The organism is Ruegeria sp. AL7, from assembly GCF_056536105.1.
On the sequence record NZ_JBQFJF010000001.1, the window covers coordinates 751,370 to 768,060 of the forward strand.

Genomic DNA, 16,691 nt, shown 5'->3' on the forward strand with positions numbered 1-16,691 from the left:
GGTGAGGCCCCTTATGCCTGCTGATCACCCGCAGATTCCCAAAGAAACGCTGGCAAACTGGCAGCAACTTGTTGATCTGGTCGCAGAACTGGCCGACGTGCCCGCAAGCCTGATCATGAAAACCGACGCGCCGGATCATGCGGTTTTGATCACATCCGATCACCCCGAGAATCCATATCCGGTCGGTCTGAGTTTCCAGTTGAACCCCAAGCTATATTGCCAGGGTGTTCTGGAGCGTGACGGAGAATTGGTGGTCGAGGACGCCAAATGTGATCCGGTTTGGGCGGACAACGACGACCTGGAACACGGAATGACCTTTTACATCGGCTTACCGCTGAAATGGCCCGATGGCTCGGTGTTTGGCACAATCTGTGTTCTGGACCGTAAACAGAACCGGCGGGCCTTGTTGTTCCGAGAGGGGCTGGCGCAGTTCGCGCGCATGGTCGAGTCGGATTTGGCTTTGTTGCAAGAGGTTTATCTGAGACGCGCGTTGGAGGAGAAACTGAACGAAACACTTGCCCAGCTTGAAACGCGTGTTTCGGATCGAACCCGAGAGTTGCAGGAGACGAACACAGCGTTGCGCGTATTGCTCTCAAGTCTCGACGATGACCGCAAGAACCGGGATCACGAAATCGTCGAGCAGGTTCGAAGCAGAGTTTTGCCGTATCTTGAAAAGGTTCGGGCGCAGCTTTCCGGCGACGAGGCGCAATTTGTCTATCTTGAGCTGGTCGAAAAGAACCTGAACGAGATCACATCTTCGCTGTCTGACAAGTTGACGGATGCCTTCGCGGCAATGACCCCGACCGAAATGGAAATTGCACAGATGGTCATGTTTGGGAAAACCACAAAGGACATTGCCAAGGCCCTGTCCCGAGAGACGTCGACAATCGATTTTCACCGCAACAACATTCGTCGAAAACTAGGACTTGAGGGACGGGATCAAAACCTGCGCAGTCATTTGCTCTCGATTTCGTGAATGCCGAATATGGGGATTGCCCCCATATTTCACCCCCATTTTTTCGGTCTGAGCCGATGTGCTTTGGCTTGTTACCCTCTGGGTTGAGGTGCGGAAAAACGGCGCACGTCCAACAGAGAGGTACAAAGATATGGATCGCAAGGATCTGAAACCGACCATCCTGAAAGGGGACAGGGATCATCTGGCACCGGGGCTGTCTCGGCGGTCATTTTTCATGGCGGCAGGTGCTGCCGGTGTTGGCGCGACAGCTTCAGTGCTGGGGGCAAAACCGGCCGAGGCGCAATCGCAAGCCTGGTTGCAGCCAGGAAACAATAACCACGTGATCGACCTGCAGGGATCGACGGGTCAGGCCAGTGCCGGAGTTGTCGGTATCGACTATTATGGCCATTGCGCCATAAAGATCACCTCGCCCAACGGCGCAACGGTCCTGTTCGACCCCTGGCGTGATGACCCGTCGGGCGCGTGGGGGCTTTGGTTCCGCAATGAATTCCCCCAGATCCCGGTGGACATTACCTTGTCGACACATGCGCATTTCGATCACGACGCGATCGAACGACCAAGCTCGACCATGGTGCTGGACAGGATGGTGGGCAATTTCGAGTTCGCCGATATCAAGATCACCGGTTTTGCAGATAAACATGCCTGCGTGGCGCCGGGGTGGTACAACTGGACCAATGCACTGGCCGAGTTTGGGGTCGAAGCCTGCCCACCGAACAATGTGGGTCATATGGATATGGTGGTCTATCTGGTGGAAACAGGCGGCATTCGTACGCTGATCTGGGGTGATAATCGCCACAATCCGCCTCAGGAGTTTTGGGACGCCGTCGGACAGGTCGATGTTCTGACCCTTCCGGTAGACGGGTCGCAACATATCCTGAGTTTCGATCAGGGTAATGACATCGTGGCCAAGCTAAAGCCCAAGATCATTATCCCAACTCATTACCTGAACGAAGTCACGTCTTATACGCTGACCACGCTGCAATCAGCAGACGAGTGGGTAAAGGGACAGCAAAGCTATCAGATGCTTGACAGTTCCAGCCTGAAACTGGAGGCCGGAGAGATTGCTGGTATGAACCAGGAGTTCATGCATTTCGGCAACAATGTCATGACCGGCTGAGAGTCTTACAGGGAACCACCACTCACAGGCGCCGCCAGTTTCCTCGTGAAACGCGGCGCTCACAGAAAGGGCCGGTCAACGACCGGCCCTTTCCAGTGAAGATCCGCAAACCTACTCGGCCGCGACTTTGATCACGGGTTGCATCCGTGCCAGCACCTCTTCGGACAAGTGGCACTTCACCTGATGACCCTCGGCCAATGTCTGCACCGGTGGCACATGTGACTCGCAGCGGCCGTCAGGCACTTCGGATTTCCAGCGACACCGTGTCTGGAACGGGCATCCCGGTGGCGGGTTCATGGCTGAAGGAATATCACCTTCCAGTACGATGTGCTGCTTTTCGACCGATGTATCGGCGATGGGAACAGCACTCAGAAGCGCTTCGGTATAAGGGTGGTAGGGGGGGGCAAAAACCTGATCAGTTGTGCCCAGCTCGACCACGTGGCCCAGATACATCACCATCACTCGGTCGCTGAGGTATCGCACGATGGAAAGGTCATGGCTGATGAACAGCAACGTGGTTTTGTGCTCGCGCTGAATTTCCATCAGCAGGTCGGTCACCGCAGCTTGCACCGAAACGTCCAGTGCCGATACGGGCTCGTCGGCTACCACAATGCGCGCATCGCCGGCAAAGGCGCGCGCGATACCTACGCGCTGCTTCTGGCCACCCGACAGCTGACGCGGCATTCTGTCGGCAAAGGCGCGCGGCAGTTTTACCAGATCCAGCAGCTCCAGCATCCGCTTCTTGCGCTCGGCCTCGGAATTGCCAACACCGAAGATTTCCAATGCCCGGATGATCTGGCGCCCAACGGTCATCGACGGGTTCAGCGTGTCGAACGGGTTCTGAAACACCATCTGAACTTCACCAACGGTCTTTGCGTCGCGCTCTTCTATGGGCACCTGTTCGATATTGCGGTTGTCCAGAAGAATCTGCCCGTCCGTGGCCGTCTCAAGACCCATGAGAACTTTGGCAAAGGTGGACTTGCCGCAACCGGATTCGCCCACAATGGCCAATGTCTCGGATTCATGCGCCTCGAAACTGAGCGTTTCGTTTGCCTTCACAACCTTCTTTTCGCCACCGCCGAACAGGGCATTTGCTGCAACCTCATAGTATTTCTTGAGGTTGTCCATCTTCAGAACGACCCTGCCGATCTCACCTTTCTCTTTCTGTTCACCCACCGTGATTGGTGCGTTCCAGTCAATCTCTTTGAATTTAAGGCAACGGGTATGGTGCCGGTCATTTCCGGGCACCGCCTCCATCAGGATGTCCTTGGCGTCACAGCGACCTTCTTCGAAATAGTCGCAGCGCGGACCGAAGTTACAACCAGGGGGCCGCTCATGGGGTAGGGGAAAGTTCCCCGGTATAGCCACCAGCGGACGCGAATTCTTGTCGGCCCCCGGCAGCGGGATCGACCGGAACAGGGCCTGCGTGTAAGGATGCTGCATCTCGTCAAACACATCCTTGATCGAGCCGCGCTCGACCGCCTCACCCGAATACATCACGCAAAGCCGGTCACAGGTTTCCAGAACCAGCCCGAGGTTGTGCGAAATGAACAGCATCGAGGTGCCGTATTTCTTGCCCAGATCCTTCACCAGCTCGACCACGGCAGCCTCAACCGTCACGTCAAGTGCCGTTGTTGGTTCGTCAAGGATCAGCAGCGCCGGTTTCGACATCAAGGCCATCGCGATCACGATGCGCTGCTGTTGACCGCCTGACAGCTGGTGCGGGAACGAGTTGAGCATTCGCTCGGGGTCCGGCAAGCGCACATCGGTGACAACTTCCAGCGCGCGCGAATACGCTTCTTCCGCGCTGACGCCCTCGTGAATCATGGGCACTTCCATCAGCTGCTTACCGATCTTCATTGCCGGGTTCAGTGAGGCCATCGGCTCCTGATAGATCATCGCGATCTCATTGCCGCGTATGTCGCGCAATTCGTCTGAACTCATTTCCGCCAGATCACGACCCTTGAACTTGATCGTACCACCAACGATGCGACCGTTTTTGCCAAGGTCCTGCATGACACCCAGCGCCACCGTGGATTTGCCGCAACCGGATTCACCGACCAGACCAACAGCTTCACCGGGTTGCACACTGACAGAGAAATCCATCACGGCCGGAATTTCCCGCAGGCGGGTAAAGAAGGAAATCGACAGCTTGTCGATCTCAAGGATCGGGCCGTCATAATCCGCCATCTTGCTCATCTTGTATCTCCTCGCCAGATCGAGGGGATCCTCTTCATCTGGCTAAAAATATCTCGGGGGGTCCGGGGGGCTGGCCCCCGGTCGCTTTCACATCAGTCTTTCAGACTTTCTTCGCGCAACCCGTCGGCCAGCAGGTTCAGACCCAGAACCAGCGTCAACAAGGCCAGCGCGGGTGGCAGAGCAGGGTGCAGGTAGATCGACAAAAGCTTGCGCCCCTCGTTGATCGTCGAACCCCAGTCAGGGCTTTCAGGTGGCAGGCCCAGACCAAAGAAACCTAAGGTTCCCAGTAGGATGGTGGTATAGCCAATACGCAGACAGAAATCGACGATCAGCGGGCCGCGCGCGTTGGGTAGGATTTCCCACAACATGATGTACCACGGACCTTCGCCACGGGTTTGTGCTGCCGCCACGTAGTCCCGTGTTTTGATGTCCAGCGCCAGTCCGCGCACGATGCGGAACACGGTCGGCGAATTCACAAAGACCACCGAGACAAAGACCACCAGAATACCGCCTGGAATATCGAACAGATCCAGATAGGTCGGCAGCCCCCAGATACGATAGGCGTCGGTATTGATGATGTAGCCACCGGTCGAAATCAGAGACAGGTAGAACCAACCCGCTACCCCCAAAACTCCGATCAGCAGCGGTGTTCGGAAGTTCGGTCTGGTATAGTAGCGTGAGTTCAGCAGCACACCTAGGAAGATGATCGGGAATACGAACAAGACGGCCGCCATATAGTTCGGTACACCGGTCGCAACGATCTCGGGCGTGACCAGCAGATAGAACAGCAGGATCACCGGGAAGGCCAGGATCAGGTTCGCAAGGAACGACAGCAAAGTATCCAGCCGACCACCATAATAGCCTGCCGGAAGACCCAGCGTGATGCCAACCATGAAGGCAAACATCGTGGCAAGCGGGGCGATCTGAACAACAATCCATGCCCCTTTGACCATGCGGCTGAACACATCGCGGGCCAGATTGTCGCCACCCAGCAGATACCAGGCGTATTGACCGTCCTCCAGATTGGACAGTGGCGTACCTGGCACTTTGTTCTTCATGCCCGAAACCTGCGACAGCGGGTCATGCGTGACGATCAAATCCATCGCGCCGAATACCCCGGTGAAAACCCAGAACATCACAAGGCCAAAGCCAATCATGCCGATGGGACTGTCAAACAGTTTGCCGTAGAGGCCAAGCTTGCGTTTGAAAGCGATCGACATGGCATAAAGGATGATCAACGACACCCAGACGGGCAAAAACTGCTGGGACATGGCGCCAATAATCCCGGCGCTGGTGCCCATTAGTACGCCCAGTACGATATAGGCGAGTGCGATTCCGACACTGGCCAAGAAACTGTAGCGCAGTGCAAGTTGTATCAGTGTTCGCAGGCCCGAGCTTGAGCTTAACGTACCGTCCGGGTTCACCGTCATCTGGTCTTCGGGCAGCACGATGCTGGCCAGCATCCAGACGGCAATTGACAAGAGCATTAGCGCAAGGCCAAGGGCAAAAAGCGGGTTCAGGAAGGCGATAGAGCCGGTCCAGGTAAGTGGTTCCATGATCTAACCCTCCTTAAGAAATGCGGATGCGCGGGTTGAGGTAGACATAGCCGATATCCGAAATCAGCTGGGTCACCAGCACCACAAAGACCGACACGACCGAAATCGCCAGCAACAGCTGAATGTCGTTATTGCCCGCGGCCTGAACCAGCGCCCAGCCGAAGCCCTTGTAGTTGAACAGGGTCTCGACGATCACTACACCATTCAGCAGCCAGGGGAACTGCAGCATGATGACGGTGAACGGTGCGATCAGCGCGTTACGCAACGCATGCTTCATGACGATATTCGGGAACGAAACACCCTTCAGGCGCGCGGTGCGGATATATTGCGCCGTCATCACTTCGGTCATCGAGGCGCGGGTCATCCGTGCAATATAGCCCATCCCATAAAGCGCAATGGTCAGGACCGGCAGGAAGAAGTTTTCAAAGGTCGGGTTCTCCATCGCTTGCGTGGCCGTACCCTTGAACCACTTCAATCCAACTGCAGAAGAGGTGAAGATGGCGATAAAGATCACGCCCGAGACGTATTCCGGTGTCGCCGTCGTTGTGATGGCGAAGGTCGACAGCGTCCTGTCGGTGGCAGATCCTTCTTTCATTCCTGCCAAAACACCAAGGATCAACGCAGACGGAACCATCAGCAGCATGACCCAGAGCATCAGACGGCCAGTCAGAGCCAATCTGTTGCCAACAACGGTCGAAACCTCTTCTTTGAAGACAGTCGAATAGCCCCAATACCCTTGCAGGATTCCGCAAAAATTCGGAGATTCTTCGGCGGTTTTGCCCGGCAGGATGCATCTTCCCTGAACGGTTCCGTCTTCATTCGTGTACCGATAAGATGGTAGGACACCCAGCCATTCGCCGTATTTTATCGGAGTGGATTGGAGGTAACCATTTTTGCTCAGGTAGCTCTCAACCTGTTCATCCGACATCCGAAAGTTGCCCTGCGTTTTCGCCAGCTTCTCGAGATTCGGATAGAGGTTGGTCAAGAAGAAAACCAGGAATGTCAGACACAATGCCGTCAACAGCATGATGCCAACGCGCCTTAGAATGAAAAGTCCCATATTTGCCCCTGTGGGTCGGCTAGCGCGGGTTTCATGGAACGCCACGCTTAGCTGTTATTATTTGTTCGTCGCATTCAGGACGAAGAGGCCGCGCCAGGGTGGCGCGGCCTTTTGCGTTTTGGCTCAGGACGTAAAGCCGAACTTATAAAGCTGCGGCAGGTCTGCGATATGCTTTTCGACACCCACCAAATTGTCGCGGTGATGGCGCATCGCTGTCCGCCAATAAGGCTGGATCGTGACACCTTCGTCGATCATGATCCCCTGCAGTTTGGCCATCACTTCACGACGTTTGTCGACATCTGCGATCGAGTTCGCTTCGGACAGCAGGGCGTCGAACTCTGCATTGGCGAAACCTGATTCATTCCAGGCAACGCCTGACTTGTAGGCCAGCGCCAGAACCTGCGTACCCAATGGGCGGTGGTTCCAGTTCGTCGACGAGAAGGCGTATTTCGTCCAGTCGTTCCAGAAGGTCGATCCCGGCAGAACTGTATGCTTGGCCTTGATACCCGCGTCGTTCAGTTGCGCTACAACCGCTGCCGTAGTGTTACGGCGCCAGTCATCGTCGATCGATTGAACTTCGTGCTCAAAGTCACCCATACCCGCTTCATCCATCAGGGCTTTCGCCCCGGCAGGATCGTACGGGATGCGAGTCACGGCCGAGTCATGTTCGGGGTGCATCGGCCCGACATGGCAGTTGTCAGCCGGAATGCCGTAGCCTGACATGCCCAGCTCCAGGCACACTTCGTTGTCCACCGCCATGGCCAAAGCCTGACGAACGCGCTTGTCGCCGTAGATCTTGTTGCCGTTTTCGTCTTCGGCCAACTGGTTCGGGCGGATAACGATGGTGAAGCCCGACGGGATTTCCGAGCGCACAAGCCCAATTCCGTCGAAGATGTCGACGAATTCGCCAACAGATTCCCAGTTCATGTCGATCTCTTCGGCCTCATAAGCCGCAAGGAATGCAGCCGGGTCAGTGCCGTAGTCGATGAACTCGATGCGGTCGATATAGCCGCCTTTTCCGGCCTCATATCCCCACCAGTCGAAGCCTTCGTTGCGCACCAGCACGCCTTTAACGCCAACTTCGTGGCTGTCAGGCAGCATGAAACCTGTGCCGACCGGGTTTGAAAGCATGTCGTTCGCATCGAAGCTGCTATGAACGATTGCGGCGGGATAGTCCGCCATGCCCGGGATGATCGTGATGTCAGGCGCGTTGCACTTCAGTTTGACAGTATGGGAGTCGACAACGGTGATTGCGCCGTCCGCAGCTTTCTGAGTGCTTTCGTCGATAAGCGACGCCATACGCGATGCCATCGAGTTGCCTTCCAGACCAGCGTCACACCATCCTTCGATGTTGCGGGCCACGTCTTCGGCTGTGAAGTCATCGCCATTGTTCCACTTTACGCCCTTGCGAACGTTCAATGTGTATTCGGTGGCGTCGGCGTTGGCTTCCCAGCTTTCCAGCAGCATTGGCTTGAACGAGCCGTCGTTGTTGTATTCAACTAGGTACTCCAGCCAGCCTGCTGTGAAAGTGGCAATTTGCGTCCAGTCATAGGTTCGCGGATCTTTGAGCGCGCGCACTTCCATCTGGTAGCGGATGGTACCACCGCGCTGCGGCTCTTGTGCCGCCGCAGGCGATTGCAGACCGATCAAACCATAGGCCGTCGGTACAGCGACACCCAGCGCCGTCGCGCGGACCAGAAATTCCCGGCGGCTAAGCTTGCCGTCACGGTATTCCTGCGCGTGCATCTCGGCCGCCCAGTGCACCTTGTCGTTGGTGATTGCCGTATTGGTCATAAATGTCTCCCTGTGACATTGATTTTGTTGATTTGTTCTTGTTCTAAGCGACGCGGGCTTGTCCGGTCGAAAGAAAGAAGGATTCCGGTTTTTGGACTCTGTGCATCCCCATGCCGCCATTCGGCACCAGAAATCACTCAACGTCAACGTTCGGAATCGACATAAAATGCACAAAAACGACGTTACCGCATTGTTGATATTTCGATAGGGATATACCTATATGACACACCGCAGGGGGAGCCTCTTGCGGAATTTCGATGTCAAATTACTGATAAAAGACGAGAAACTTCTTCTTTATCTGTTGATCAAATTGCTTTCGCTATCAAATCCAGCGGAATGAACAACACCAGATATCACTTTGAGAAATCGACGTGATTCCATGTTTTCATTCTTGCCCGAAACCACGTGCGTTGACGTTTGGCAAATTGCCGGGTCGAGATTGTGGCCCGTTCACGGGCCTGATCCAAAGTCAGTGTTCCATCCAGATAGGCCATAAGCTCTGGCACACCAATGGCTTTGCAGGCGGGAAGAGCGGGGTCGAAACGATCCCGCATGGCGCGTACTTCGTCGATTGCGCCCAGCTCCAGCATCTGATCAAAACGGCGTTCAATCCGATCCAGAAGCCACGTTTTGTCGACGTCAAAAACGATAGGAACCGCATCATCCAGCCGTAAAATTGGCGGTGGCGTATCGACCTGCCAAGATAACAGGCTGCGACCAGTGGCGCGCTGCACTTCCCAAGCGCGCTGCACGCGCGCGCGGTTCTGCATATCCAGGCCAGACAGTGTCTGTTCGTCGACCCCGGCGACCAGCTCGGCAACGGTCAGCAAGTCTGCTTCGGCCCGCACCTGCGCTGGGGTCGCAGGAATTTCGGCCATGCCTTCGGTCAGGGCCGAGAAATACAATCCTGTCCCGCCGACAATGATTGGCCGCTGGCCCCCGGTTAGCAGTGGCACCACTTCTCGCAGCCAGTGACCGGCAGAATAGTCCTGATCATAGGCGATGTGACCATAGAGCAGATGCGGCACGCGTGTTTCTTCTTCGACAGATGGTCGGGCCGAGATCACTCGCCAGCAGTCATAGACCTGACTTGCGTCTGCATTGACGACGACCCCGCCATGCCGTTCGGCGATCTCCAGCGCCAGTGCTGATTTCCCGGATGCCGTCGGCCCTGCAATCAGGACAGGTTTGTCGTCGGGAATAGGGGGTAATTGCTGAAATATCGCGTCTGTTGATCGCCGGGTCATATGCGGTTGCCTCAATCCTCACCAACCGCATTGAACCTGCGGAGCTTTTGCTTCATTTTGCGCCGGAAATTAACCCCGTGCCAGCCCGGAGCGCAACATGAGCCTTTCCCCGTCTTCTGAAACTGCCGAAACCCCGAAAACCACATACAAACGTGTCATGTTGAAAATTTCAGGAGAGGCATTGATGGGGGATCAGGGCTTTGGCCTGCACCCGCCGACAGTTCAACGCATCGCGCAAGAGGTGAAATCGGTTCACGATCTGGGCGTTGAGATCTGCATGGTTATCGGTGGCGGAAACATTTTCCGGGGCCTGAGTGGATCTGCTCAGGGTATGGAGCGGACGACAGCAGACTATATGGGGATGTTGGCCACGGTGATGAACGCACTGGGTATGCAATCTGCCCTGGAAGAGATTGGGGTGTTCACCAGGGTCATTTCGGCCATTCGCATGGATGAAGTGTGCGAGCCGTATATCCGCCGCCGCGCCGTACGACACCTTGAAAAGAAAAGGGTTTGCATCTTTGCGGCCGGCACCGGCAACCCGTATTTCACCACCGACACCGCGGCGACCTTGCGCGCCAATGAAATGGCGTGTGAGGCGATTTTCATGGGCAAGAACGGTGTCGACGGCGTCTACGACAAGGATCCCAAACAACATGCCGACGCGGTGCGTTATGACACGGTCACCTATGACGACGTTCTAGCCAAGCGGTTGCGGGTCATGGATGCGTCAGCCATCGCGCTGGCGCGTGACAACAACCTGCCTCTGATCGTCTTTGGTCTGGATGAGCCCGGAGGTTTCCGTGGTATTCTTGCAGGCGAGGGGACATATACCAAAGTTCAGGGTTGAGGCCCGAACGAGACCTGCCCCAGAGTGTTAGAAATTCAGCCCCGGCAACCCCGCCGGGCTTTTTCTTTTGCTTCAGCTTGACGGTCGCGGATGGTGCTGTCTAAGTAGCGTTGTCCTTCCGAAGTGAAGGGCTGCCCGGTGTTTCGTCAGCTCATGGCGCAAGCACAGGCTGGGCTGGAAGACCTGCCATGATTTCTGAGATGTCCGGAAACATGAGCGGGCATCTTGTTGATATGACAGCACAACTAAGGAGCAATGAGGCATGAGCTCTCTGGATATCAATTTCGTTCGGGCACAGTTTCCGGCTTTTTCCGAACCCAGCCTGAAAGGACAGGCGTTTTTTGAGAATGCGGGCGGGTCATATACCTGCAAGCCGGTGATCGACCGGTTGACGCGGTTCTATACGCAGCGAAAGGTTCAGCCCTACGCCCCTTATGAGGCCAGCCGTCTTGCAGGTGCCGAGATGGATGAGGCACGCGTGCGCATGGCCGCCATCCTGGGTGTTGAAACCGATGAGCTGAGCTTTGGCCCTTCGACGACACAGAATACCTATGTTTTGGCACAGGCGTTCAGGCAATGGATGAAACCTGGCGAGGCGATTGTCGTGACCAATCAGGATCACGAGGCAAATTCGGGCCCATGGCGTCGTCTGGCCGAGGCAGGGATTGAAGTGCGGGAGTGGCAGATCGATCCTGAAACCGGATCACTGAACCCGCAGGATCTGGAAAATATGCTGGACGAAAAAGTGCGTCTGGTCTGTTTCCCGCATTGTTCCAATGTCGTTGGAGAGATTAACCCGGTCACCGAGATCACTGCGATTGCCCACGCGGCTGGTGCATTTGTCTGCGTGGACGGCGTATCTTACGCCCCGCATGGGTTTCCGAATGTTGGCGATTTGGGGCCGGATATCTATCTGTTTTCAGCCTATAAAACTTTTGGCCCGCATCAAGGCTGCATGGTCATTCGCCGAACACTGGGAGAGTTGCTGCCCAACCAAGCGCACTACTTCAACGCCGACGTTCTTTACAAGCGCTTTACCCCGGCAGGCCCGGATCATGCTCAGATTGCGGCAAGTGCAGGTATGGCCGATTACGTCGAGCTCCTGTGCACGCATCACGGTGGGCCTGACGCCGGTGCAGCAGAGCAGGGTGCCTTTGCCCATGACCTGATGCGCGCGCATGAGGTGTCCTTACTTCAACCGGTTCTGGATGCGGTAAAGGACCGCAACGCGGTACGTCTGATCGGCACTTCAGATGCCACCCGGCGTGCGCCGACGGTAGCGCTGTCGCTGAACCGTCCCGCTGAGTCAGTTGCAGCAGAACTGGCGCAATACGGTGTTATGGCGGGGGGAGGCGACTTTTATGCTGTGCGCCCATTGCAAGCGATGGGCGTGGATCTGGCACAGGGCGTTTTGCGGGTCAGCTTTACACATTATACCTCGCAGCAGGAGATTGATCAGCTTTTGGAGGCGCTTGAACACGTTTTGTGATCCACTCAGCTTGGGGCTTCGTAGAACGAAGAAAACCTCAGGGTGGATATGGAAAACGAGCGGTCTCCGATCATCTTATGGTACCGACGGGATCTGCGCCTGTCGGACCATCCGGCATTGACTGCTGCTGTTGCAAGCGGCCGTCCGATCATACCAGTCTTTGTTCATGACCTTCTTGTGCAACACCTTGGCGCGGCCCCAAAATGGCGGTTGGGGTTGGGTCTGGAGGTCTTTTGCGACGCTCTGACGAGGCTTGGTAGCCGTCTGATCCTGCGGCGTGGCGATGCGCTTGAGCAATTGCGGACACTTGTCAAAGAGACGGGCGCAAAGGCTGTCTATTGGTCGCGGGCCTATGATCCAGCGTCGATCAGACGCGATACACAGATCAAAACGGCGCTGACCGAACTGGGTGTAAGCGCAAAGTCCTTTCCTGGTCATTTGCTTTTTGAGCCCTGGACGGTCGCAACAAAGCAGGGCCAGCCGTTTCGTGTCTACACTCCTATGTGGCGCGCGGTTCAGCGGCGGGACGTGCCAGCGCCGGATGCGTTGGTGTCACGCTTGGCGGGGCCTGCAACCTGGCCTTCCAGTGATAAACTGAGTACCTGGCATATGGGTGCGGACATGTACCGAGGCGCTGCAATCGTGCGCCCCTATGTCCAACCCGGAGAGAAGGCCGCCCGCGATCGACTTGAGCACTTTCTCGACCAGGTCCCCCGTTATTCCAATGACCGTGACCGGTTGGATCTGGACGGAACATCAAACCTGTCAGAATACCTTTCATTGGGCGAGATCGGGCCACGCACGGTCTGGCACAGGGTTCAACAGGCTGCGATGACGGGAACCCCCGGCGCCGAGGCATTTCTGCGGCAGTTGGTCTGGCGTGAGTTTGCCTATCACCTGATGTATCACTCACCGCATCTGCTGACTGATAACTGGAAAGCGGAATGGGATGATTTCCCGTGGAATATCGATCCGGACCACCCTGAAGTTGCCGCCTGGAGGCAGGCCCGAACCGGAATTCCTGTCGTCGATGCTGGCCTGCGGCAGATGTATGTGACAGGCCGTATGCATAACCGGGCCCGGATGATTGTTGCCAGTTACCTGACCAAACATCTGATGACACACTGGAAAATCGGGATGAACTGGTTCGAGGATTGCCTGATTGACTGGGACCCAGCCTGTAACGCCATGGGCTGGCAGTGGGTTGCGGGATCAGGCCCCGATGCGTCGCCCTTCTTTCGTATATTCAACCCCGAAACGCAGGCCGAAAAGTTTGATCCGCAGGGGTCTTACCTGCGGCGCTGGATCGCCGAAGGCCAGACGAAACCCAGTGACGTTGCACTTTCCTATTTCGCTGCGGTTCCCGGGTCATGGAACCTGTGTCCGCAGGCGGATTATCCCGAACCTGTCGTGAAACTGGCGGATGGACGAAACCGCGCCTTGCGTGCGTATGAAAGCCGAAAATCCCACTAAGGAACTGAAAACTTGCCAGAAACAAAATCGCGGCCTAGCCTGATACCCGTGCCGCAGAGGGGAGAGCGGATGGTGCTGACGACGATAGAGGGGCAGTCGGACCTGCCCAGGTATTTCGCCCAGGTCTTCAAGATGCTGGCCCGAATGGAGTCGGGGCGACTAGACATAACATTGCCCGATGGCCGCATCTTTCGCGCAGAGGGGCCAAAGGCAGGGCCTGTTGCTCAGATCGATATCCACGACGGAGATGTTTTTGCCCGTCTGATCCGCGAAGGCGAACTGGGGTTTTCTGATGCCTACCTTGAAGGACATTGGAGCACGCCTGATCTGCGCTCATTCATGGATCTTGTCCATCTGGGGTCCGAAACCGTCTATGACGGGTTTACTGGAAAGTTCCTTGTCCAGGCCTATGAACGGCTGCGGTTTTGGCTTCATCGCAATAACCGGACGCAGGCGAAAAAGAATATCTCGTACCACTATGATCTGGGCAATGACTTCTACGGTTTGTGGCTGGATGACACGATGACTTATTCCAGCGCCATTTTTGAGACCGGGCAAGAAAGTCTTGAGAAGGCGCAAACTGCCAAATATGCCAGCCTTGTCGATGAAATGGGGGCCAAACCCGGTGACCACATTCTGGAAATCGGATGCGGTTGGGGCGGTTTTGCCGAATATGCCGCGAAAGAGCGGGGTTTGCATGTAACCGGCCTTACGATTAGTGAGGAGCAGTTCAAGTTTGCCAATGAACGTATTGAAAAAGCAGGACTTTCTGATCAGGTGACATTCAAGCTGCAAGACTATCGAGACGAGCGTGGGCAATATGATGGCATCGCCTCTATCGAGATGTTCGAGGCGGTCGGTCAAAAATACTGGCCGGTTTATTTTGAAACCGTTCGTGAGAGGCTGAAGCCAGGGGCGCAAGCGACCTTGCAAATCATAACCGTAGGTGACCACCGCTGGGATTATTACAAGAATGGTGTTGATTTCATTCAGAAATACATCTTTCCGGGTGGAATGCTTCCTTCACCTTCGATCCTGCGGCAGCAGATCAATCAGGCCGGTCTGAATGTGGTGAAGTCGAAAGAATTCGGCAAAAGTTACGACCTGACGCTGCGGCGGTGGTATGAAACGTTCAATGCAAAATGGGAACAGATCGCAGACCTGGGCTTTGATGAGCGTTTTCGCCGCATGTGGAATTATTATTTGACAGCGTGTGGCGCAGCCTTTGACACGCGCAATTGCGATGTGACACAGATCACCGTAGCAAAGCAAGTTAACTGACGGACCGAAACATGCCCACTGCCTCGCGTCTTGTAGCCGCCGTTTGCCTCATCGTGCTGGCATTCATTGTCTCTGGCATGATTATCGAGAACGGCGAAGAAGGTAAGGATTATGGGTACTTTACCCTGGTTAACATGGGCCTTGGCGCGGTTTGCGGGTGGGGCATCATGGGCAAGCGTGCAGGGCGCGGCTGGATCTCTGGGATCAACAATGGGCTGACTGGTGTCGCCTCGCTGATTTTCTGGGCGCTGTTCGTGCAGGGCTGTTATGAAATGTTCCGGCTTGCCATGCGCAATCGTTACGGTGGCCCGTTCGAGGCCATACTGGCCATTTTCAAAATCGGGATTGAGTACGGTAAGCTGCTGATTTATCCGGAAATCCTGATTGCATTCCTGATTGGTGCCGTTGTCTCGGGGCTGGCCACAGAACAGGCCAACCGTTCGTGGCGCTGATCCGTTTCCTTACAAGAGAGATCGAATTTGTCTGATTTGTTTTTTTATGGAACGCTGCGGCACTTGCCGTTGTTGGAACGCGTTCTTGGTCATCCTCTGAGCGAAAGCAAAGCACGGCCCGCCCGACTTCGAGGTCATGCTGTCCATTCTGTCCAGGGGCAGGATTTCCCGATGATCCTGGAAACGGAAGGCGCCAGTGCCGAAGGGTTGCTCGTGCAGGACTTGTCGCCTGAGGATCTGGCCAGGCTGGATTATTACGAAGGGTCTTTCGACTATGATCTGAAGCCTTTGAAAGTCGAATTAGAAGACGGGACCGAGGCCGAAGCGCAGGTCTTTTTTCCGGCACCCGATGCCTGGAGACCGGGTGATTTGTGGTCGCTTCAGAACTGGGCGGACAGATTGGGCGAACTCACAACGCTCGCGGCTGAGGAGGAGATGGCCTATTTCGGGAAGGTCGCCCCCCGGGTCATGGCCCGCAGTATTCGCGCCACTCAAACGCGTGCCTGGTCGAAGATTATGGCCGGGCAGCGGCGAACCGGTGATCCGCGGGACATTGCAAATGACGTGATCGTGCATCGCCATGACCGGGTGTATCTCGATTATTTCGGGATGGAGGAAATCGATCTGCAACACCGGCGGCATGACGGCAGCATGGGTCCGGTGCTGCGCCGTGGAAGCTTGTTGCAGGGCAGTGCGGTCGGCGTTCTGCCCTATGATCCGGTCCGTGATACCGTTTTGATCGTGGAACAGTTCAGACCGCCGGTTTTCCTGAACAACGATCCGGAACCCTGGCTTTGGGAAGCGGTGGCCGGGATGATTGATCCGGGCGAGACACCCGAACAGGCCGCGCATCGAGAGGCGATGGAGGAGGCGGGTATTCGTTTTGACAGGCTGGAATATGCTGGCGGTGCCTACACCTCGAGCGGATCTTCCACCGGGTTCATGTATCTTTATGTTGGTCTGGGTGAGTTGACGCACACCACAATCACCGGTGGCCTGGACACAGAAGGTGAAGACATCCGCAGTCAAATCCTGCCGTTCGACGAATTCATAGACATGACGGATCGCCATGTTTTCAAGGATCTACAATTGGTGTCTCTGGCTTATTGGCTGGCCCGCCACCGGGACAGATTGCGCGGGTGACTATCCCGCTTGTGGTCGCGGCGGTGCGGCTGTAAATCTTCGATGGTACAAAAC

The 16,691-nt window shown here is 55.9% G+C and carries 13 protein-coding genes; 8 read left to right on the top strand and 5 right to left on the bottom strand.

Features of this window, described 5'->3' with window-relative positions; all coding sequences use genetic code 11:
• Positions 1-13: 13 nt before the first annotated feature.
• Together ACR3E2_RS03745 and ACR3E2_RS03750 are read left to right on the top strand one after the other, a co-directional pair.
• On the top strand, positions 14-976 hold the full coding sequence (locus ACR3E2_RS03745) for a LuxR C-terminal-related transcriptional regulator (protein WP_480481223.1): 963 nt from the start codon (positions 14-16) through the stop codon (positions 974-976).
• A gap of 130 nt (positions 977-1,106) precedes the next feature.
• Positions 1,107-2,093 (top strand): MBL fold metallo-hydrolase, encoded by a 987-nt coding sequence (locus ACR3E2_RS03750; protein WP_480481221.1) that lies wholly within the window; start codon positions 1,107-1,109, stop codon positions 2,091-2,093.
• 111 nt (positions 2,094-2,204) lie between these two features.
• Here the strand turns inward: ACR3E2_RS03750 and ACR3E2_RS03755 are convergent, their stop codons facing one another.
• The 5 genes from ACR3E2_RS03755 to miaA all read right to left on the bottom strand — a co-directional run bounded on the left by ACR3E2_RS03755 (position 2,205) and on the right by miaA (position 9,949).
• The gene (locus ACR3E2_RS03755; RefSeq protein WP_267363907.1) at positions 2,205-4,292 is read right to left on the bottom strand and encodes an ABC transporter ATP-binding protein; all 2,088 of its coding nucleotides are present in this window, start codon (positions 4,290-4,292) and stop codon (positions 2,205-2,207) included.
• A 92-nt stretch (positions 4,293-4,384) separates the two neighbouring features.
• Positions 4,385-5,848, bottom strand: coding sequence for an ABC transporter permease (locus ACR3E2_RS03760; protein ID WP_480481219.1), 1,464 nt, complete (start codon positions 5,846-5,848; stop codon positions 4,385-4,387).
• Between the two features lie 13 nt (positions 5,849-5,861).
• Positions 5,862-6,908 carry an ABC transporter permease gene (locus ACR3E2_RS03765; protein WP_209504113.1) on the bottom strand — a complete coding sequence of 349 codons (1,047 nt, stop codon included), beginning with the start codon at positions 6,906-6,908 and terminating at the stop codon, positions 5,862-5,864.
• 123 nt (positions 6,909-7,031) lie between these two features.
• Positions 7,032-8,702, bottom strand: a complete 1,671-nt coding sequence (locus ACR3E2_RS03770; RefSeq protein ID WP_480481217.1) for an ABC transporter substrate-binding protein — start codon at positions 8,700-8,702, stop codon at positions 7,032-7,034.
• Positions 8,703-9,055: 353 nt separating this feature from the next.
• Positions 9,056-9,949: a tRNA (adenosine(37)-N6)-dimethylallyltransferase MiaA gene (gene miaA, locus ACR3E2_RS03775; RefSeq protein ID WP_480481215.1), complete on the bottom strand. Its 894-nt coding sequence runs from the start codon at positions 9,947-9,949 to the stop codon at positions 9,056-9,058.
• Positions 9,950-10,046: 97 nt separating this feature from the next.
• Between miaA and pyrH the strand changes: the two genes are divergently transcribed.
• The 6 genes from pyrH (at position 10,047) to ACR3E2_RS03805 (ending at position 16,637) form a co-directional block, all read left to right on the top strand.
• Entirely contained in the window at positions 10,047-10,799 is a 753-nt protein-coding gene (gene pyrH / locus ACR3E2_RS03780) for a UMP kinase (protein ID WP_209504110.1), read from the top strand.
• A gap of 262 nt (positions 10,800-11,061) precedes the next feature.
• Positions 11,062-12,288 (top strand): aminotransferase class V-fold PLP-dependent enzyme, encoded by a 1,227-nt coding sequence (locus tag ACR3E2_RS03785; RefSeq protein ID WP_480481213.1) that lies wholly within the window; start codon positions 11,062-11,064, stop codon positions 12,286-12,288.
• A gap of 48 nt (positions 12,289-12,336) precedes the next feature.
• Positions 12,337-13,761, top strand: coding sequence for a cryptochrome/photolyase family protein (locus ACR3E2_RS03790; protein ID WP_480481211.1), 1,425 nt, complete (start codon positions 12,337-12,339; stop codon positions 13,759-13,761).
• 69 nt (positions 13,762-13,830) lie between these two features.
• Positions 13,831-15,042 (top strand): class I SAM-dependent methyltransferase, encoded by a 1,212-nt coding sequence (locus tag ACR3E2_RS03795; RefSeq protein ID WP_480481209.1) that lies wholly within the window; start codon positions 13,831-13,833, stop codon positions 15,040-15,042.
• A gap of 11 nt (positions 15,043-15,053) precedes the next feature.
• The gene (locus ACR3E2_RS03800) at positions 15,054-15,494 is read left to right on the top strand and encodes a TrgA family protein (protein WP_480481207.1); all 441 of its coding nucleotides are present in this window, start codon (positions 15,054-15,056) and stop codon (positions 15,492-15,494) included.
• 36 nt (positions 15,495-15,530) lie between these two features.
• Positions 15,531-16,637 carry an NUDIX domain-containing protein gene (locus ACR3E2_RS03805; RefSeq protein WP_480492810.1) on the top strand — a complete coding sequence of 369 codons (1,107 nt, stop codon included), beginning with the start codon at positions 15,531-15,533 and terminating at the stop codon, positions 16,635-16,637.
• Positions 16,638-16,691 lie beyond the last annotated feature (54 nt).

Coding starts and splice junctions, on each gene's coding strand:
- miaA (WP_480481215.1), bottom strand. CDS start 9,949: ATGACCCGGCGATCAACAGACGCGATATTTCAGCAATTACCCCCTATT.
- ACR3E2_RS03800 (WP_480481207.1), top strand. CDS start 15,054: ATGCCCACTGCCTCGCGTCTTGTAGCCGCCGTTTGCCTCATCGTGCTG.
- ACR3E2_RS03785 (WP_480481213.1), top strand. CDS start 11,062: ATGAGCTCTCTGGATATCAATTTCGTTCGGGCACAGTTTCCGGCTTTT.
- ACR3E2_RS03755 (WP_267363907.1), bottom strand. CDS start 4,292: ATGAGCAAGATGGCGGATTATGACGGCCCGATCCTTGAGATCGACAAG.
- ACR3E2_RS03765 (WP_209504113.1), bottom strand. CDS start 6,908: ATGGGACTTTTCATTCTAAGGCGCGTTGGCATCATGCTGTTGACGGCA.
- ACR3E2_RS03760 (WP_480481219.1), bottom strand. CDS start 5,848: ATGGAACCACTTACCTGGACCGGCTCTATCGCCTTCCTGAACCCGCTT.
- ACR3E2_RS03790 (WP_480481211.1), top strand. CDS start 12,337: ATGGAAAACGAGCGGTCTCCGATCATCTTATGGTACCGACGGGATCTG.
- pyrH (WP_209504110.1), top strand. CDS start 10,047: ATGAGCCTTTCCCCGTCTTCTGAAACTGCCGAAACCCCGAAAACCACA.
- ACR3E2_RS03770 (WP_480481217.1), bottom strand. CDS start 8,702: ATGACCAATACGGCAATCACCAACGACAAGGTGCACTGGGCGGCCGAG.
- ACR3E2_RS03795 (WP_480481209.1), top strand. CDS start 13,831: ATGGTGCTGACGACGATAGAGGGGCAGTCGGACCTGCCCAGGTATTTC.
- ACR3E2_RS03750 (WP_480481221.1), top strand. CDS start 1,107: ATGGATCGCAAGGATCTGAAACCGACCATCCTGAAAGGGGACAGGGAT.
- ACR3E2_RS03745 (WP_480481223.1), top strand. CDS start 14: ATGCCTGCTGATCACCCGCAGATTCCCAAAGAAACGCTGGCAAACTGG.